The organism is Arthrobacter sp. 210 2, assembly GCF_059093025.1.
Genome location: NZ_JBNHIE010000001.1, coordinates 603,633 through 622,060 on the forward strand (window position 1 = coordinate 603,633; position 18,428 = coordinate 622,060).

Genomic DNA, 18,428 nt, shown 5'->3' on the forward strand with positions numbered 1-18,428 from the left:
CACCCGCCCTCAGCAATCGGAAACAGGACCAGGGGAGGAACCGGTGCGCATCAAGTGCTCACTGCAGGCAACGGCACTCGTCGCCGCAGCAGTGGTCCTGGGACTCCTGACGGTGCAGGGGACGTATGCGCTATGGAGTGCCAGCGCGTCAGCTGCACCCGGGACTGTTGCCTCCGCATCGTTCGACGTTGCACTTAGCGCGGTGCCATCTGGCCAGGCAACCAACATGACCCTGGCCGACGGCACAACGTCCGCAAACCTGGCAATCACACCTACCGCCACTTTGACGCCCGGGACTTCGGTTTATGGGGGAGTCCTGGTCACGAACAACACCAATGCAGGCGGATCCTTCGACACGGTCATCACAGCCAGCCAGGGTACGGTGACAAACGTTGCCAGTGGAAGCTTGCGATCCTACGTCAGCTTCTACGCCAAAACTGCCACCTCCTCCGCGGAGTGCAGCACCATCGCGGGCTACGCACCCATCGGTTCAGCCGGATTGTCATCCCCCGCAGTGGGCAAGGGCGGATCCACCGTCTTCTGCTTCCAAGCAAGTCTCAGCTCTAATGCCCCGTCGTCAGTGAAAGGACAAGCAGTGAACATCTCTCTTCAGCTCACCGCACGTCAGCTCTGTGGGGTGCCAAGTGGCTGACTTGACGGAACGGCCCGTTGCCAACGCAATTCCCCAGGGGGAAGCGAGGCACTTGGTGCAAGCGCCGTCGGGCGCCGAAAAAACTGGGGGCACCGGCTCTGGTGCATGGACCGCCGTCGGACGGCTCCTGAGCATGGCTGCCATGATCATCGCATTGTTCGCCGCGATGATCCTGATTGTCATCCCCGTCGTGACGGGCTCGCACACCTACACGGTGCTCACCAACTCCATGGCACCGAAGTTCCCACCAGGAACGTTCCTGGTGATGAAGCCCGTGCCATTCGATGAAATTCAGTACGGTGACGTGGTCACGTTCCAGCTGCACTCGGGGCGGCCCGAGGTCGAAACACACCGGGTGGTGGGCTTCGGTGCCACCCAACAGGGTGAGAAAACCCTCATCACCAAGGGCGACAACAACGGTGCCAACGACGCCGACCCTGTCCGTGAGATCCAGATGAAGGGCAAGCTGTTCTACGCGGTTCCTTCTGTTGGTTTCCTGGCCAATGCCCTTGGGAACTCCGACCGTGACGCATGGACCATCGTCGCCGCTGTCGGGCTCATCGGTTATGGCGCCATCCTGGTTTTCAAGTCCGTGCGCGCATCGCGTCGCAGCCGGGCTGCTGAGGGAAAGTAATGGCCCGGATTCGGAATCTTCCAGGTGCGGCAACGGCCGTCGGTGCGTTTGTGCTGACTGTGCTGCTGGGCCTGGGTGGTGCATCCACGTCAGCATTATGGCAGCAGAGCGCCACGGCGACCATGACGGTCACGGCTGCGGCTGCCTGGCCCGGTCCCGCAATTGCATCACTCACCTGCACCAACGATTCGCCGGAGAAGGTCGCGACGCTAAGGGTTACGGTCCCGGCCACCGCCACCATCACGTACGCGGCCCTGCAGGCCAACGGTACCTACGGGCCAAGCTACTCGGGCCTGCTTAGCCTCCTTGCGTTGACTCCCGGAACTATTGTTCTGACGTCAAACACCAACCCGTTGCTGGCATCTCCGATCCTGCGTGACAATCCTGCCGGCCCGTTAACCCTGCGGATTACGGCAACTTACCTCGACCAGACCACGGCATCCATGGACATCACCTTGAACAACCACATGTCCAACGGGAAGATCATCTGCCCCGTGGCTCCCGTGCCCTCCCGCGGGTAATCACAAGCTAGCTCGGCGGAAGCAGGTGCCGCTATGTCCCCCCACATAGTGGCACCAGCTTCTGCCGAGCTGGCGTGTGAGTTCAAACGGGAATACTCAGCCAGTTTGGGAAAGTTTTGGCGGAGGTAAGCCGGTATTTGTATCGGGCCTTCCGGTGGGGCCGAGGCCAGGCACTCGGTGCGCGTCCGCCGTCGTAATTCGGACCAGGGCGGGTACCTGGCGGCGCCTACTTCAAGACGCCGCCAGGAGTCTATGGCTTCAGGAGAGCCATCCGGCCGGGGCCCAGGGGCCCGGCAAGAGCAACTATCCATTGCATGGATCAAAATATGGCGCTGAATCACTCAAGAAACCTTCAAGTTCTCAACAGGATTTGGTCATCAGCGGCAATCCCCTAAATCCGCAGGAAAACCCCATAAACCAACCGTGTTTCCCGTGCCGTCTTCCCGGGGACCTGTTGCGGCGTTAACTTGTATTTGGGCACGCTGGCGGATTGCTCCTCGAATCGCCGAGGCCCTGACCAACAGCCAGGAGCCAAGAAGCGGTGTCCGGGCAAGCCACAGACCTGCCGCCCGCCTCCCGGGCCCGGAAGCGACACCCCTTGAGCGAATTGCTGTTGCTGGCCGCCACTGGACTGGCGCGCGAAGTGCTGCTGACCGTGCGCGCCAGCGGCCAGTATGACGTCCTGGGGATTCTTGACGACGACCCCCAACTCCTCGACGTCCTGATCGACGGCGCCCCCGTCCTCGGCGCCCTCGAGGACGCCGCCATGTTCCCGAAGGCGCTCTTCGCAGTGTGCCTGCCCATAGGGCCGGGACAGGGAAGCGGTGGTGGAGCGGCTTACCCAGTCGGGTGTGGAAGGCACCCGGTATGGCACAGTGCTGGATCCGGACATCCGCCTGCCGGACGACTGCCGGATCGGCCCGGGAAGCATCCTGCTGCGGCACGCCACGGTTGGACCGCAGGTGTCACTGGGGAACCACACGGTGGTGATGCCGTCCGTGACTCTGGGCTGGGCCCTGCAGGCAGGGGACTTCACCACGTTCTCCGCCGGGTCCTCGCTGGGAGAGGGCGTGCGGGTGGGCCGGGGCGTCCACATAGGCGTGAACGCCGGCATTGCTGACGGCTTGTCCGTGGGTGATTATTCGTCAGTGGGGATGGGTTCGGCGGTTGTGCAGGACGTGCCCGAGTACGAGACGTGGGTGGGAGTGCCGGCGCGCACCTCCCTCCCGGGCGGGGGCCTTGCCTTCTAGCGGGCCGCGAAGATCTGCGCCGGGTATTGCCGGTCCCGGTGATTCCCATCCACACACATGCGGAGGACAGTTCATGGAACTCTTCAGCGACAGGCCCGCCATGGCTGCCGCCGCCCTGACCCGGCTCGCAGCGGCAGACGCAGAAGCCGGAGGCCGTCTGGCAGGCCGCCTCCAGGTCTTCCTCAGCGACCTGATCGTCCGGAACGGGCCGGCAATCATGGAGCAACTCGCCATCGAACTGGCTCGCCAGCATCTGGCATCCCTGGACAGGCTCGCCGCCGCCACCGGATGGCCGGCTGCCAGGTACCTTGACGACGTCGAGCTTGCCGCGGCCATGGCTGAAACGCCCGACAGCGGAACTGAGATGTGATCTTCATCCGCTTGAAACAAAGCAGGGCCGCCACTCTCATATCCTTAAAGGCAGAGAATTCGCCTGGAAGGAAAACCTTGGAAACGACCGACGCCGCCGTGAAGCCCATCATCGGCCTCAGCACCTACCTTGAGCCTGCCGGCACCACCGGCTGCGGCACAGTCAGCGCGGCGTTCCTTCCCGAGACCTACCTTGCCCCCATCATTGCAGCGGGCGGCGTGCCCACCCTCCTGCCGCCCCAGCCGGTGGCCCCCGGCGTGGTCGAAGCCCTAGTGGGCAGGCTGGACGGGCTGCTCATCCCAGGAGGCTGGGATGTTGATCCCGCCCTCTACGGCCAGGAAGCCCATCCCGAAACCGGGGAGCCCCGGCGTGAGCGGGACGCCTGGGAACAGGCCCTGATCCGGGAAGCACTCCGCCAGGACGTGCCGCTGCTGTGCATCTGCCGCGGGGAGCAGCTGCTCAACGTGACGCTGGGCGGCACGCTGCACCAGCACCTGCCCGACGTCGTGGGGAACGGGCAGTACCAGTTGGGCGGCTACGCCTTCAACCAGATCCCTGTCGATGTCCGGCCTGACTCGCAGCTTGCCCGCCTGATTGGCCCGGACACCCAAATTGTCCCCGTGGCCCACCATCAGGCGGTGGACCGGCTCGGCGAGGGGCTCATTGCCGCAGCCTGGAGCGAGGACCAAGTGGTGGAAGCCATCGAGTACCCGGCCAACACCTTCACGCTCGGCATCCAGTGGCACCCCGAGGAACTGCCCGAGGACTTCGGGCTGTTCCGCGGGTTCGTCGAAGCAGCCCGGGCAAAGTACCTGTCCCGCCTGCTGCCGGCCACGCCGTCGTCGGTCTCGTCCGCATCGATGGCAACGTCCGCCGCCACGGCCACGATCTCCATCCAGCCCGAAGCCTTCTAGCCTGCCCTGTATAACTGCCCCTCTTTGGGGGCAGTTGACTCCCCACGACTTGCGGACAGGAACTAAGCATGCTTACGATGTGGTGACCAACGGAGGTTAAGCCAACGCCCCACGGGTTCAACCGAGGAGTAGTCATGGCTTATCTTGTCCCCATCTGTCGTCCTGCTGCCGGGCACGTCCGCCGCAGGGGAAGCGCCGGTTCCAAGGAGCTGCGCTGATGCGCCGCGTGGGTGTCGAGGAAGAGTTCCTGATCCTCGACTTCACCGACGGCCACGCTGTTCCTTTGGGCCAAGTGCTGGAAAGCCTGGCCGACGATGGCCTCAGCAGCGAGATGAAGCAGGAACAGATTGAAACCTGCACCCTTCCCAGGATCACCCTGGAGGAACTCGCACAGGACATCACTGCTCGGCGGATGAGTGCAGACGCCACAGCCCGAGCGGCCGGAGCGCGTTCCGTGGCCCTGGCGACGTCACCCCTGCCCGTGCAGTCCACAACTACGCCGGGCCTGCGGTATCAGCGGATGATGGAGCGGTTCGGCCTGACGGCGGTGGAGCAGCTGACCTGCGGCTGCCACGTGCATGTGGAGGTCGAGTCGGACGAGGAAGGCGTGGCCATCCTTGACCGGATCCGGATCTGGCTCCCGGTCCTGACGGCCATCACCGCCAACTCCCCGTTCTGGAACGGCGTGGATTCCGGCTACGCAAGCTACCGCTCCCAGGCCTGGAACAGGTGGCCCACCGCCGGGCCCTGCGAGATTTTCGGTTCCGCAAAGGCCTACCACGCGCAGGTGCAGGAGATCCTCACCTCGGGAGTTCCGTTGGACAAGGGGCAAATCTACTTTGACGCGAGGCTCAGCCACCGCCATCCCACCGTGGAGATCCGGGTGGGCGACGTGTGCCTGTTTGCCGACGACGCCGTCCTCCTCGCCGGCCTGGTGCGGGCCCTGGCGGAAACGGCAGCCCGGCAATGGCGCTCCGGCGTGCCGCCCGTGTCTGCGTCCGCCGCGCAGCTTCGGCTCGCTGCCTGGCAGGCGGGCCGCTACGGGCTGGACGGGCAACTGTTGGATCCCCTGACCGGCAAGCCCCGGGCCGCCTTCGAGGTGGCGATGTCCCTGCTGGACCATATCCAGCCCGTGCTGCGGGAGCAGGGCGAATTCGGCACAGTGGAGGGTTTGCTGTTCCAGGTCCTGAACAGGGGAACAGGGGCCGCCAGGCAGCGGGCCGTCCACGCCACCACCGGCAGCCTTTGCGGCGTCATCGCCGACGCCGCCGACGTCACCTGCCTGCCTGCCACACCGATCCGAAAGCTCACAGACATCCCTGCTCATGGCTGAACAGGGAATTTAGGCGAACTACCCGGGAGGGCAGATGGACCAGAATGAAACACCGGTGCTCGATGCGCTGGCTGAACACCAGAAACTCGACAGGTACGGCTTCACGCCGCCCGCGCACCGCCAGGGCCGCGGCGTCGATCCGCGTGTGCTGGAGGTGCTGGGCGAACAGAGTTTCTAGTCCGACGTCGTTGCCTCCTCGGGCCTGGACGACCGGAAGTCCTCCAACGGCTACCTGCAGAAGGCGGAGCAGTTGATGGCCGAGGCGGTCAATGCCGACATGGCCTTCTTCTCGACCTGCGGAAGCTCCCTGTCCGTGAAGGCAGCGATCCTGGCCGTCACCCGTGGAGAAGGGGAGCTCCTGATCAGCCGCGACGCGCACAAATCCGTGGTCTCGGGGCTGGTGCTCTCCGGGCTGCAGCCGCGGTGGATCAAACCCAAGTGGGACAACGAGCTCAAGCTCTCCCATCCGCCGGCGCCGGAGACCGTGGAGGAGATGTGGCAGCGGTACCCGGACGCCTCCGCCGCGCTGATCGTCAGCCCCACTCCCTACGGCACATGCGCGGACATCGAAGCGATCGCCGAAATCTGCCACAAGCGGGGCAAACCGCTGATCGTGGACGAGGCGTGGGGCGCGCAGCTGCCGTTCCACCCGGACACACCCACCTGGGCGATGAATGCGGGCGCGGACATCTGCGTCGTCAGCGTGCACAAGATGGGGCTCGGCTTTGAGCAAGGCTCCATCTTCCATTTGCAGGGAAACCTGGTGGACCCGGTCCGTCTGAACCAGTGCGCCGATGTCCTCTCCACCACCAGCGCCAACGTTATGCTGTACGCCGCAATGGACGGGTGGCGCCGGCAGATGGTGCAGGAGGGCAAATCGATGATCGACAAAGCCCTCGAACTGGCCCGCGGACTCCGCCGGGACATCGATGCGCTGCCCGGTTTGCATGTCCTGGAAGACGAACTGGTCCACGCCGAAGCCTCCCACGACCTGGACATCCTGCACATCTTGATCGACGTTTCAGAACTCGGAATCAGCGGTTTCCAGGCCACGGATTGGCTGCGCGAAAACTGCCGGGTGGACATGGGCACCACGGACCACCGCCGAACCGAAGCCGTCATCTCTGTCTCCGATGACAGCGAAACCGCACAGCGGCTCCTCGATGCCCTCCGCGCACTCACCGTTGCCGCCCCGGACCTGCCCCGGCCGCCCGCCGTCGTAATTCCTGATGAGGAGGACCTCTTCCTGGAGACGGTGATGCTGCCCCGGGATGCCTTCTTCGGCCCGGTGGAAAACGTCCCCGCGGAGGAGGCACCCGGCCGCATCGCCGCCGAAATGGCCACCCCTTACCCGCCGGGCGTTCCGCTGTTGCTGCCCGGGGAAAGGATCAACAAAGCCGCCATCGATTACCTTCGCAGCGGGGTGGAGGCCGGCATGGTCCTGCCCGATCCCGCCGACCCGTCCCTGAAGACCATCAGGGTGGTCCGCGAAGAGCAGCATAGATCGCTGTAGGCCGCAGGAAACGAGGAAGTTATGTGCGGAATAGCAGGCGAAATCGCCTTCAACGGTAGGACGGCCTCCCGGGAGCCCGTCCTCGCAATGATGGGGGCCATGACCTCCCGCGGACCCGACGGAAGGGGGATCTGGGACGACGCCGGCTGGGTTGCCCTGGGACACCAGCGGCTGAGCATCATCGACCTGTCTTCGGCGGGGGCGCAGCCGATGCTGGACGACGGCGGCCTGGCCCTCACCTTCAACGGCTGCATCTACAACTATCGCGACCTGCGGAGGGAGCTCGAGTCGGAGTTTACCTTCCGGACAACCAGCGACACCGAGGTGATCCTCAAGGCCTACCGGAAGTGGGGCGACGACTTTGTCCACCACCTGGTGGGCATGTTCGCCATCGCGTTGTTCGATCCGCGGCGGCAGGAGGTCCTCCTGGTCCGCGACCGGCTGGGCATCAAGCCGGTCTACGTTTCACACCTGCCGGGAAAGCTGCGCTTTGCCTCCACGCTCCCCGCGCTGGTGGCGTCCGGCGGCGTGGACACGTCCCTGGATGAGGTTGCCCTGCACCACTACCTCAGCTGGCACTCGATCGTTCCGGCGCCGCGGACCATCCTCCGCGGGGTCCAGAAGCTGCCGGCGGCCACCATCCGTACTGTGCGCGCCGACGGAACCTGGGAGGACCGCGAGTACTGGCGCCCTGATTACACGCGCGACGCTTCACGGTCCGGGTGGTCGGCTGGGGACTGGCAGGACGCCGTCCGGGATGCGTTAAGGACGGCAGTACGACGGCGGATGGTGGCCGACGTGCCGGTGGGTGTCCTTTTGTCCGGGGGCCTGGATTCGAGCCTGCTGGTTGCCCTGCTGGCCGAGGAGGGCCAGCACGGGCTTTCCACCTTCAGCATAGGATTCGACGGCGCCGGCGGCGACGCAGGCAACGAGTTCGCCTACTCCGACCTGGTGGCACGGGAGTTCGGCACCCGCCATGAGCGGCTTCACGTCAGCACGTCCGAGTTCGCCCCGTCCATCGATGGCGCGGTGGGTGCGATGTCCGAGCCGATGGCCAGCCACGATGTGACCGCTTTCCACCTGCTCTGCAGGACGGTCTCCGAGCACCTGAAGGTGGTGCAGTGCGGACAGGGCGCAGACGAAGTCTTTGCCGGCTACGCCTACCATCAGCCGCTCGCCGCGGCGGGCCGACAGGACGCCCTCCGGACCTTCTCTGCATCCTTCGTGGACCACAGCCACGAGGACCTCATGGGGATCCTGGAACCTGAATGGTTCTGCGGGTCCGATGTAAGCCGCAAGGTCCTGGCCGCCCATCTGGAAACACCCGGAGCTGATACCGCCCTGGACGCCGTCCTGCGGCTGGACACCCACCTGTTGATGGTGGACGACCCCGTCAAGCGGCTGGACAACATGTCCATGGCGTGGGGCATCGAGGCCCGTGTGCCGTTCCTTGACCATGAGCTGGTGGAGCTCGCCGCCGCCTGCCCGCCCGGACTCAAGGCCTCGCAGGACGGGAAGGGAATCCTGAAGGACCTGGGCCGGCAGATGCTGCCCGCAGCCATCATCGACCGGCCCAAGGGATACTTCCCCGTTCCGGCCCTGCGGCACCTTGAAGAACCGTTCATCTCCATGGTGCGGGATGCCCTGCATGCCCCGGAGGCCAAACAGCGCGGACTCTTCCGGCCCGCCTACATCGACGGTTTGCTCGCGGATCCCAATATCCAGCGGACCCCCGTCAACAGCAACGTGCTGTGGCAGTTCGCCCTGCTGGAAATGTGGCTGCAGCGCCACAGGGTGGGCTGATGTCCCTGCTGCCCGGATTGCGCCAGGCCGTCGCGGCGGACTTTCCCGCCGTCGTCGACGAACTGTCCGCACTGGTACGGATCCCGGCGATGGCGTGGGAGGCCTTCGACCCGTCGCAGCTGGACAAGGCCGCCCAGCAGGTGGCCGGGCTGCTCCGCGATGCCGGGATGGCCGACGTCGACATTCTGCACGCGCCACGGACGGACGGCGCACCCGGGGCGCCCGCGGTGGTGGGACGCCGGCCTGCGCGGCCGGGCCAGCCGACCATCCTGCTGTATGCCCACTATGACGTCCAGCCAGCAGGGGACGTGGAGCTGTGGGAGAGCCCGCCGTTCGAAGCGGTGACGCGGGGCGGCCGGCTCTGGGGCAGGGGAGTGGCCGACAACAAGGCCGGCGTGCTCCTACATATTGCCGCCGTCCGCACCGTGCTCCGGGTGCTCGGCGACGGGCTCGGCCTGGGCGTGACCGTGTTCATCGACGGCGAGGAGGAAGCCGGGTCGCCCAGCCTGCCCCTGCTGCTGCAACGGCACGGGGACCTGCTCAAGGCGGACGTGCTGGTGGTGGCCGATTCCGGAAACTGGAAAGTGGGCGTCCCCGCGCTCACCACCAGCCTGCGCGGGTTGATTCTGGGGACCGTGGAGGTCCGGGTGCTGGACAACGCCCTGCATTCAGGAACCTACGGCGGGCCAGTGGTGGACGCCGTCGCGGCGCTGTCCCGGCTCCTCGCAACGTTCCATCACGACGACGGCAGCGTGGCCGTGGAGGGCCTGCTTGCTTCGGAGTCTTCCGGGCCCGCGCTCACGGAAGCCGAGTTTCGGGCTGACGCGCGCGTCAGGCCGGGCGTCCCCCTTGCCGGGACGGGCAGCATCACCTCGCGGCTGTGGACCAAGCCGGCGCTTGCCATCATCGGTGTGGATGCCCCTTCCGTGGCGCTCTCCTCTGACACGCTGCAGCCGGTGGCACGGGCCCGGTTCAGCCTGAGCCTTGCACCAGCCAGCGACACCGCGGCGGCCATGGAAGCGGTCCGGCGGCATGTCGAGTCACACGTTCCCTTTGGTGCTGAAGTCACCTTTACGCCGGGCGGCCAGACCGAAGGATTTGCCGGTGACGCGTCCTCCCCGGTGTCCCGGCTGATGCTCTCGGCGATGGAGGAGGCGTGGGGAGTGCCGGCGGTGTCCATGGGTGTTGGCGGGTCCATCCCCGCCGTCAATATCCTGAACAAGCTGTACCCCCAGGCGGACATCCTGATCACCGGCGCCGAGGACCCGGACTCCCGCGCGCACGGGGCCAACGAGTCCATCCATCTGGGTGACTTCCAAAACGCCATCCTGGCCGAGGCCCTGCTGCTGGCCCGGCTTAACGCCCGCGACTAACCCCCGTCCTACCTGCCCAACTAAGTAGCAGTAACTGCCGTTATGAGCCGTCAAAACGACAGTTACTGCCACCTAGTTGGGCCGGGGGCTGCGGAGGTGACCCTAGCGCCTGGGTGAGCCCCGGCGTCGGGCGGCGTAGGCGAACAGCGACGTGGTGGCAACCGTGGCCAGATACCCGGCGATCACGATCAGCGAGATGCCGGCCCAGAAGTAGTTGGTGGTGCTGGCCTCCTGCCACGGGCTGGGCGCGAGCCGGAGCAGCGAGTACGAGGCTACCGCGGCCGACGCCAGCCCGATCATGACCGGCAGCGTCAGCCAGATCCGGGCCGAGCCGATGTGGCCGCCGAAGCCGTCCCACGCATTCCAGGCACCGCGCCGGACAATGAGCCAGCCGGCCGGAATCATGAACGCCCCCACCAGCAGGAACGCCGCCACCACGTCAGCCGGCCGGTGCCACTGGTTGATCAGGGTGGACACCCCGGAGGCGATCGCGAACGTACCGCCCACAAAACCCGCCATCGGGCGCCAGCGCGGCGACGCCATGAGGAACACCGCCGCGGCCGCGGACGCCGCCAGCGTGGTGTGCCCGGAGGGCAGCGAGTTCAGGTCCAGCGTCACCACGCCCTTGTCCGGGCGGGCCGGGAGCAAAGCCTTCAAAACCTGGGTGGCCACGTTCGCGCCGATGCACGCCGCCACCGCGATGGCCGCTTCGGTCCAGCGCCGCCGGATCACCGTAACAAAGAGCACCACGACGGCGGCCATCACCAGCGAGATGGTGGGCAGCAGGTCCAGGAACCTGGTGGTCGCCTTGCCGGCCGGTCCGTGCAGCTCCACGGCTTCCACCAGGGCCGACTCGTCGATGAACTGCCCGGTGGTGGTCTGGATGAAGTAGTAGTACGTGGCCATGAGCCCTGTGACGCAGGCCAGGGTGGCAAGCACGAAAAGGAACCCCGATCCCGGTGCGGGGCGGGCTGCGGTCCTTGCGGTTGCTTGCCGTGAAAGAGTCATTTGTTCAAGGATTTCACAGAAAGCTGGGACTGCGCCGCAAGCCCAGGCCGGTCCGCGGAAGACCCGGAGAAGCAGTTACGCCAGCGCCGCCGCCAGCTCCTCGATGATCTCGAACTGCTCCCGCACGCCGCCTTCCATACCGGACTGCGCAATCATGTCGCGGACTTCCCTGCTGCCCGCGTCGGTGCGGATACTGACCAGGGTGGCGCCCCCGTCGGCATCCGCGAAGGTGACAGTGTTGACCACTGCCCCCTCCTCGCTGTCCGGTGCCGCGTCCGGAGTTTCCATGACCTCCGTGTGCACAATCCGTTCGTTGGGCACAATCTCGCGGTACGTCCCGTGGAAGGCCAGCTCGAAGTCGCCGTGGGCCAGCATGACATACCGCCAGGCCCCGCCCACCCGGAAGTCCATGTCGACGACCGTCATCTCGCCGCGCCTGCCTGGCCACCACTTTTTGACGAGCTCCGGTGTGGTCCAGGCCCTGTACACGAGGTGCCGGGGTGCGTTGAGCGTCCGGGTGATGAGGATTTCATGCTCTCCCGGGAGGGTGACGTTGATGGTGCCGCTGCTTGTCTGTGCCATTGCCCTAGTCCTTCTCTTGGTTTTCCTGATCCTTGAGGTCCTCCAGCACGTCGGCCAGGGCGTCCAGCCGTTCCTCCCAGAGGTGCCGGTAGCCGGCCACCCAGTCGTGGATGGGCTTCAGGGCCTGCGGATTCAACCGGTACAGCCGCTGCCGGCCTTCACCGCGCACGTCCACCACGCCCACGTCCCGCAGGACGCGCAAGTGCCGGGAGACGTGCGGCTGGGCCAGGTCCAGGAGGTCCACCAGGTCGTTCACCGGCCGTTCGCCGCCCGCCAGGACATCCAGGATCTCCCGACGGCGGGGCTCGGCCACCGCATTGAACGCGTCCGACGTTGTTGCTGCCCGTGCCATAACCACATCATATATCCATATCGATATGCATTGAAAGGGGTTCCAGTCCCCGCTTGTACAGTGAATCCATGCCCTCCCGCCCAGCTGTCCCTTCCGCCGACATTCCTGGCTTCGATGAATTGCTTGCGTCCGCCCACGTGGTCAGCCTTCCCATGCGCGTGAAGTTCCGGGGAATCATGGAACGCGAAGCACTGCTGCTGCGCGGTCCGGCGGGCTGGGGCGAGTTCTGCCCGTTCCCGGAGTACGGCGATGCAGAGGCATCCCGCTGGCTGACCGCCGCCATCGAGGCCGCCTGGTCCGGCTTCCCTCCGCCCGTACGGTCTGTCATCCCGGTTAACGCGACCGTCCCCGCCGTTCCGGCTGACCGGGTTCCGGACGTCCTGGCCCGTTTTGGCCGGGTGGGCGCCGTCAAGGTCAAGGTTGGCGAGCGGGGCCAGACCCTTGACGACGACGCCGCCCGCCTCGCCGCCGTCCGTGCCGCGCTGCCCGAAGCCGCCATCCGCGTGGACGCCAACGGCGGCTGGGACGTACCCACCGCGGTTGAGGCACTCACCCGGCTGTCCGCCGTCGGGCTTGAATACGCGGAGCAGCCCGTGCCTACCATCGAAGGGCTCGCCGAGGTTCGCCGCTCGCTGCGGACGGCCGGCATGCCCGTGCTCATCGCCGCCGACGAAAGTGTCCGCAAGGAGTCCGACCCCCTTCGCGTCGCACGGGCCGGAGCTGCCGACCTGATCGTGGTCAAGGTGGCGCCGCTTGGGGGAGTCCGGCGTGCGCTGGACATCGTGGCGCAGGCCGGACTTCCCGCCGTCGTGAGCTCAGCGCTGGACACGTCGGTGGGCATCCGCGCCGGGCTGGCCTTGGCGGCTTCCCTTCCGGAACTGCCCTATGCCTGCGGGCTGGGGACCGTGTCCCTGTTCGAATCCGACATCACCAAGGATCCGCTGGTGGCCGGCGACGGCGCCATCCGGCTCCGCGACGTTGCCGCCGACGCCGGACTGCTGTCCGAGTACGTCGCCGCACCGGAGCGCCGGGACTGGTGGCTCGCGCGGCTCCGTCGCGTGCACGCATTCCTCGCTCCGCAGCAACCCCCTATCACTTAACGCGGCTTTTCCTGGGACCCTCTATCACATTTTCGCAGGTCACCACGGGTTACCGGCGGGTTTACCCTGGGTTCACCCTACTGACCACTTGACGTAGAAATCGGCTGACAGGGTGGGCGAACCGCATCGATTTTCCCTGGAAGGCCCCCATGTCTGAAACGACTGCCCGCAAATTCACCCTGCTGCCGATGCTCGGCCACACCAAGGGCAAGCGCAGTGCCGTCACCTGCGCGCTGAAATGCGACAACGCCTGCGCCGGCGACGTCTGCAACACCAGCTCCAACAGCTACTTCCGCGACATCGCCTCCGCCACCATGTCCCGCCGCGCCGCCCTGGGCTTCGGTGCCGCCGGCGCGCTCGCCGTCGTCCTCGGTTCAGCGGTGACCTCTCCCGACTCAGCTTCCGCCGCCGGCCTGTCCAAGGCCGCGAAGGAAGGCTTCGGAAAGTCCAAGCTCCAGTTCACACCCATCCCGTCCATCGACGCCATGGTGGACGCCGTCACCGTGCCGGAAGGCTTCACCTGGCAGCCGGTCATCCGCTGGGGTGACCCCATCTTCAATGGCACGCCCGAGTTCGACATCAACAACCAGACTGTTGCAGCCCAGGAAAAACAGTTTGGCTACAACAACGACTACACGGACATCCTGGAAATCCCGGGCAGCAAGGGCCGCCGCGCAGTCCTGTTCTCCAACCACGAATACACCAACGAGAACATCATGTTCCCGCCCACCATGCCCGCCAAGCAGATGCGTGCCGTGGGGGCAGCCGCACATGGCCTCTCAGTGGTGGAACTGGAACGCAAGAACAAGAACAAGCCGTGGACCTACGTCAAGGGTGCGGAGTTGAACCGCCGCTTCCTGAACAACACGGTGTACGAACTGACCGGCCCGGCCGCCGGTTCAGCCTTGGTCAAGACGAAAGACGACCAGGCCGGCCGCTTCATCAAGGGAACCCTGGGCAACTGCGCCGGCGGTACCACCCCGTGGGGCACCATCCTGTCCGGCGAGGAAAACTTCCAGGGTTACTTCGTCGGCAACGGCACCTCTGACGGCGACAAGCGCTACGGCATCACCTCCAAGCCCACAGCCCGGCAGTGGGAGCTGGACGAGGACCGCTGGGACACCCGAAAGCCGGGCTACGAGAACGAGGCGAACCGCTTCGGCTGGATCGTGGAAGTTGACCCCTTCGATCCCGACTCCACCCCGAAGAAGCACTCCATGCTGGGCCGCTTCAAGCACGAGGGCGCCAATGTCATCATCGCCAAGTCCGGGCATGTCGTGGCCTACTCCGGCGACGACGAGCGCTTCGACTACCTGTACAAGTTCGTGTCCAAGGACAAGTACCGCGAGGGCGACCGCAAGCACAACATGACCCTGCTGTCCGCCGGTATCCTGTACGTCGCCAAGTTCACGGGCAACTCCCCGGCCGCGGAAATCACCGGAACCGGCGCAGTCCCGTCCGACGGCGCCTTCGACGGCACGGGCGAGTGGCTGCCGCTGGTGCTTGACGGCAAGTCCGCCGTGCCGGGCATGTCCGTGGAAGAGGTCCTGGTGTACACCCGCCTGGCCGCCGACAAGGTTGGCCCCACCAAGATGGACCGCTGCGAGGACGTGGAGCCGAATCCGTTCACGGGCAAGGTCTACGTTGCCTGCACCAACAACTCCAACCGCGGTGTTGGATCCAACGAAGGCGCAACCGAGGTCAACCCGCGCAACCAGAACCGCGACGGGCACATCGTGGAAATCACCGAAAGCGGTGACCAGACCTCCACCAAGTTCACCTGGAACCTGCTCATGGTCTGCGGCGATCCGGCGCAGGGCGATGTCACCTACTTCTCCGGCTTCCCGGTGGACAAGGTTTCGCCCATCTCCTGCCCGGACAACCTGGCCTTCGACTCCGTGGGCAACCTGTGGATCTCCACCGACGGCGCCCCTTCCGGTATCGGCCGGGCGGATGCCCTGTTCAAGGTCACTTTGGACGGCGTTGAACGCGGCAAGGTGGAGCAGTTCCTCGCCGTGCCGCGTGACGCCGAGACCTGCGGCCCCATCATTCACGACGAGGAGCGCACCGTGTTCGTCGCGGTGCAGCACCCGGGTGAGGACGGCACCTTCGAGAAGCAGGTTTCCTTCTTCCCGGACTACGTCCCCGCAGGTACTACCCCGGCTCCCGGCCAGGCCCGCGCCCCACGCCCGTCAGTGATCCAGGTGTTCCGCACCGACGCCTAATTCCTGCCGGGTGATTGAGCCTGTCGTTTTCAAACGCTCTATCACCTTTCGCAGGTTTTTATGCGACGCCCCATCACCTTTCGTTGCTTTTCCGGCGACGCCCCATCACCTCCTGCAAGGCCACGGCCGAAAGGTGATGGGGCGTTTGGGCTTTTGGTGCGAAAGGTGATGGGGCGTCGGTGATGGCAGACTGGTTTGGTGACTTCGCTGAACGACTCTGCCCCCGACGCTACGGACACCGCCCCTGAGCTGAGCGCCCTCGCGGCGGCACGGATCGCCGTCGGAATCCTGCTCGACGGCGGTGTGCGGCACGTGGTGGTTTCGCCGGGTTCGCGGTCGGCCCCCATGGCATACGCGCTGGCGGAGGCGTCCGCGGAGGGCCGGGTGGAGCTGCTGGTCCGGATCGATGAGCGGGCCGCCGGGTTCACAGCCCTGGGGCTGGCTCTTTCCACCGGCTCGCCCGCAGCCGTGCTGACCACGTCCGGGACCGCGGTCGGGAACCTGCTGCCCGCCGTGATGGAGGCCAACCACGCCGCTGTCCCGCTGATCGTCCTGTCCGCAGACAGGCCCGACGAACTCCGCGGCACCGGCGCCAACCAGACCACCATCCAGCCGGACCTCTTCGGCGAGCAGGTGCGCTTCGCGGCCGATGTTCCCGCCGGCAGCAACCCGGAACGTGCCATCCAGACCGGCCTCTCCGCAGCCACCGGCGCCTTTCCCGACCTGCCGCCCGGCCCGGTCCAGCTCAACCTTGCCTTCCGCGACCCGCTGGTGCCGTCGCCGGAGGAGGCCCTCCCGCCGGCGGTGGAGCGGCAGCGCTACCGGATTGGCACCGAGCCGCTCGTCATGAACCTGCCGCCGGCGCCGGATGAGCTGCCGGAACGGCGGACGGTTGTCCTCGCCGGGCACGACGCCGGTCCCGTCGCCGAGGCGTTTGCCCGCGCCCACAACCTTCCGCTGCTCGCCGAACCGTCATCCAACGCCCGTTTCGGGCCGAACGCGGTAGGCCCGTACCGGCTGCTGCTGGAGCATTTCGGGCCCTCTGCCGCGCAGCCGATCGAGCGGGTGGTGCTGTTCGGCCGGCCCACGCTGTCCCGGCCGGTGGCGGCGCTCCTTGCCCGGTCCGACGTCCAGGCTGCCCTGTACCAGCCGGTTCCCGTCGCCTGGTACGAGCCCGGCCGGCGCACCGAGCTGCCGCTGGAGAACCTGGCGGACCTCGCTGAGTTCGCCGGCCGTGGCGCCGGAGCCTGGCTGGATACCTGGCTGCTGGCGGGGTCGGCGGCGCAGCATGCCTTGGACGGGGTGCTGTCCGCCGAGGCCGCGGCAACCGGACCGTCCGTGGGGTCCCTCGTCTGGCAGCACACCCGCGGCCAGCTGCTGCTGGGCTCCTCCAACGGGATCCGGGACGTTGACCTGGCCGGCCTGCCTGCCCCCGAACCTGCTGCCACCGTGTACGCCAACCGCGGCCTCGCCGGGATCGACGGCACCATCTCCACGGCCACCGGCATCGCACTGGGCGGGCGGCAGGAAACCACCGTCCTGCTCGGCGACGTAACCTTCCTGCACGACGCCGGCGGTTTGCTCCTCGGCGCGGGGGAGGAGCAGCCTGAGCTGCGGATCGTCGTGCTCAACGATTCGGGCGGCGCCATTTTCGGCCTGCTCGAGCACGGCGCCGTCGCGGAAGGCGGCCGCTACGGAGACGCCGTCGAACGCCTCTTCAGCACCCCGCACTCCGTGGACATCGCGGCACTTGCCGCGGCGTACGGCGTCGGGCACTCCGTCGTGAGTACGACGGCGGGACTCGCCGAAGCGCTCGGCCAACCGGTGGCGGGACGCAGCATCGTGGAAGTCCGCACGGACCGCCATTCGCTCCGGCAGCTCCACGGGCGGATCAAGGAATCCGTGGCCACGGCCGTCGGGGGAGTCCTGGCGCGTTAAGGCAGTGGATGGCGGATGAGGGACTAGCCCGTTGGCGGCGTGAACTGGCTGGCCGTGAATTCCGCTCCTTGCGGATCCTGGATCAATGCCTGACGCGTCCACCCGGTGTCCTCCTGGCTAAGGACCTGCCCGCCGAGCCGTTCGGCGTCCAGGACCGTCTGGTCCCGGTCGGCCACGGTGAAGGTGACATGCCAATGTGGAGGTTCGTTGGCGGCAGTGTCGCCGATCCAGGCGATGGCATCCTCGAAGCCGGGCGGGGCGGAGAAATCTGTCTGACGCTTCCTGATGTCCGGGTAGATGGTCGCTTCGAGGTGGTCGCCGTAGCCGGGACGTCGAATCATCAGACCGAAGCCGACGTCATCCACCTGCCATCCGAACGCGTTCTCGTAAAACGCGATGGCTGGCTCGCGTTCGGACGTGTGCAGGTCGCTGAAGTTCCAGGCCCCCGGCTGGTTAACGGCCTGCGCTCCCAAACGCCGCTTGGCCTGCCAGATGCGGAACACCACTCCTTGCGGGTCGGCCAGGACCGCGCTGCGCCCGCCCTCACCTGCATCTTCCGGCGGAGACAGCACTTTGGCTCCGGCTGCGGCGAGCCTCTCCACTGCAGCATCCGCCTCATTAACCGCAATGTACGTGTTCCACGCTGTGGTGCCCTCGGAACCGCTGCCGATACCGCCGACCTCCTGCCCGTCGAGCCGTGCTATCAGATACCTTCCGGGCGCCCCCGGCGGCATCACGTCTTCAAAGGTCCAGCCGAAGAGGCCGCCGTAGAACTCCTTGGCGGCCTCGACGTCAGGCTGTTCGGTGTCGACCCAACACGGGACACCCTGCGGGTAGGTCCGTTGCATGTTTTACTCCTG

General features: G+C 66.4%; 18 protein-coding genes and 2 pseudogenes. 16 read left to right on the forward strand and 4 right to left on the reverse strand.

Annotated elements, in window-relative coordinates; translation table 11 throughout:
• Positions 1–43 precede the first annotated feature (43 nt).
• From AC5RWA_RS02830 to AC5RWA_RS02890, 13 genes and pseudogenes are all read left to right on the forward strand, one after another.
• A complete protein-coding gene (locus tag AC5RWA_RS02830) occupies positions 44–652 on the forward strand; it encodes a hypothetical protein (RefSeq protein WP_494056488.1) in 609 nt (202 codons plus the stop codon).
• 55 nt (positions 653–707) lie between these two features.
• Positions 708–1,286: a signal peptidase I gene (locus tag AC5RWA_RS02835; RefSeq protein ID WP_494056695.1), complete on the forward strand. Its 579-nt coding sequence runs from the start codon at positions 708–710 to the stop codon at positions 1,284–1,286.
• Positions 1,286–1,807, forward strand: coding sequence for a hypothetical protein (locus AC5RWA_RS02840; RefSeq protein ID WP_494056489.1), 522 nt, complete (start codon positions 1,286–1,288; stop codon positions 1,805–1,807). The genes AC5RWA_RS02835 and AC5RWA_RS02840 overlap by 1 nt, the downstream gene beginning before the upstream one ends.
• Before the next feature lie 655 nt (positions 1,808–2,462).
• Positions 2,463–2,555 (forward strand): annotated as a pseudogene (locus AC5RWA_RS02845) (acetyltransferase); the annotation flags it as partial.
• A 79-nt stretch (positions 2,556–2,634) separates the two neighbouring features.
• A complete protein-coding gene (locus AC5RWA_RS02850) occupies positions 2,635–3,057 on the forward strand; it encodes an LbetaH domain-containing protein (protein WP_494056701.1) in 423 nt (140 codons plus the stop codon).
• Positions 3,058–3,130: 73 nt separating this feature from the next.
• Positions 3,131–3,427, forward strand: coding sequence for a hypothetical protein (locus tag AC5RWA_RS02855; protein WP_494056490.1), 297 nt, complete (start codon positions 3,131–3,133; stop codon positions 3,425–3,427).
• A 77-nt stretch (positions 3,428–3,504) separates the two neighbouring features.
• Positions 3,505–4,341 carry a gamma-glutamyl-gamma-aminobutyrate hydrolase family protein gene (locus AC5RWA_RS02860; RefSeq protein WP_494056491.1) on the forward strand — a complete coding sequence of 279 codons (837 nt, stop codon included), beginning with the start codon at positions 3,505–3,507 and terminating at the stop codon, positions 4,339–4,341.
• Between the two features lie 217 nt (positions 4,342–4,558).
• Entirely contained in the window at positions 4,559–5,674 is a 1,116-nt protein-coding gene (locus AC5RWA_RS02865; protein ID WP_494056492.1) for a glutamate--cysteine ligase, read from the forward strand.
• 34 nt (positions 5,675–5,708) lie between these two features.
• The gene (locus tag AC5RWA_RS02870; RefSeq protein ID WP_494056493.1) at positions 5,709–5,852 is read left to right on the forward strand and encodes a hypothetical protein; all 144 of its coding nucleotides are present in this window, start codon (positions 5,709–5,711) and stop codon (positions 5,850–5,852) included.
• A gap of 15 nt (positions 5,853–5,867) precedes the next feature.
• Positions 5,868–6,602, forward strand: a pseudogene (locus AC5RWA_RS02875) (aminotransferase class I/II-fold pyridoxal phosphate-dependent enzyme); the annotation flags it as partial.
• 330 nt (positions 6,603–6,932) lie between these two features.
• Entirely contained in the window at positions 6,933–7,187 is a 255-nt protein-coding gene (locus tag AC5RWA_RS02880) for an Orn/Lys/Arg family decarboxylase (RefSeq protein ID WP_494056696.1), read from the forward strand.
• Positions 7,188–7,208: 21 nt separating this feature from the next.
• Entirely contained in the window at positions 7,209–8,990 is a 1,782-nt protein-coding gene (locus AC5RWA_RS02885) for an N-acetylglutaminylglutamine amidotransferase (RefSeq protein ID WP_494056494.1), read from the forward strand.
• On the forward strand, positions 8,990–10,363 hold the full coding sequence (locus tag AC5RWA_RS02890; RefSeq protein ID WP_494056495.1) for a M20/M25/M40 family metallo-hydrolase: 1,374 nt from the start codon (positions 8,990–8,992) through the stop codon (positions 10,361–10,363). Before AC5RWA_RS02885 ends, AC5RWA_RS02890 begins: the two co-directional genes overlap by 1 nt.
• Positions 10,364–10,465: 102 nt before the next feature.
• Here AC5RWA_RS02890 and AC5RWA_RS02895 read toward each other — a convergent pair whose 3' ends face one another.
• From AC5RWA_RS02895 to AC5RWA_RS02905, 3 genes are all read right to left on the reverse strand, one after another.
• Entirely contained in the window at positions 10,466–11,371 is a 906-nt protein-coding gene (locus AC5RWA_RS02895) for a phosphatase PAP2 family protein (RefSeq protein WP_494056496.1), read from the reverse strand.
• A 75-nt stretch (positions 11,372–11,446) separates the two neighbouring features.
• Positions 11,447–11,953 carry an SRPBCC family protein gene (locus AC5RWA_RS02900; RefSeq protein ID WP_494056497.1) on the reverse strand — a complete coding sequence of 169 codons (507 nt, stop codon included), beginning with the start codon at positions 11,951–11,953 and terminating at the stop codon, positions 11,447–11,449.
• 4 nt (positions 11,954–11,957) lie between these two features.
• Positions 11,958–12,305 (reverse strand): ArsR/SmtB family transcription factor, encoded by a 348-nt coding sequence (locus AC5RWA_RS02905; protein WP_476246304.1) that lies wholly within the window; start codon positions 12,303–12,305, stop codon positions 11,958–11,960.
• Positions 12,306–12,373: 68 nt separating this feature from the next.
• Between AC5RWA_RS02905 and AC5RWA_RS02910 the strand changes: the two genes are divergently transcribed.
• The 3 genes from AC5RWA_RS02910 (at position 12,374) to menD (ending at position 17,568) form a co-directional block, all read left to right on the forward strand.
• Entirely contained in the window at positions 12,374–13,405 is a 1,032-nt protein-coding gene (locus AC5RWA_RS02910; RefSeq protein ID WP_494056498.1) for an o-succinylbenzoate synthase, read from the forward strand.
• A gap of 149 nt (positions 13,406–13,554) precedes the next feature.
• The gene (locus AC5RWA_RS02915) at positions 13,555–15,630 is read left to right on the forward strand and encodes a PhoX family protein (protein ID WP_494056499.1); all 2,076 of its coding nucleotides are present in this window, start codon (positions 13,555–13,557) and stop codon (positions 15,628–15,630) included.
• 207 nt (positions 15,631–15,837) lie between these two features.
• On the forward strand, positions 15,838–17,568 hold the full coding sequence (gene menD / locus AC5RWA_RS02920; RefSeq protein WP_494056697.1) for a 2-succinyl-5-enolpyruvyl-6-hydroxy-3-cyclohexene-1-carboxylic-acid synthase: 1,731 nt from the start codon (positions 15,838–15,840) through the stop codon (positions 17,566–17,568).
• 23 nt (positions 17,569–17,591) lie between these two features.
• Here the strand turns inward: menD and AC5RWA_RS02925 are convergent, their stop codons facing one another.
• A complete protein-coding gene (locus AC5RWA_RS02925) occupies positions 17,592–18,416 on the reverse strand; it encodes a VOC family protein (protein WP_494056500.1) in 825 nt (274 codons plus the stop codon).
• Positions 18,417–18,428: the final 12 nt, after the last annotated feature.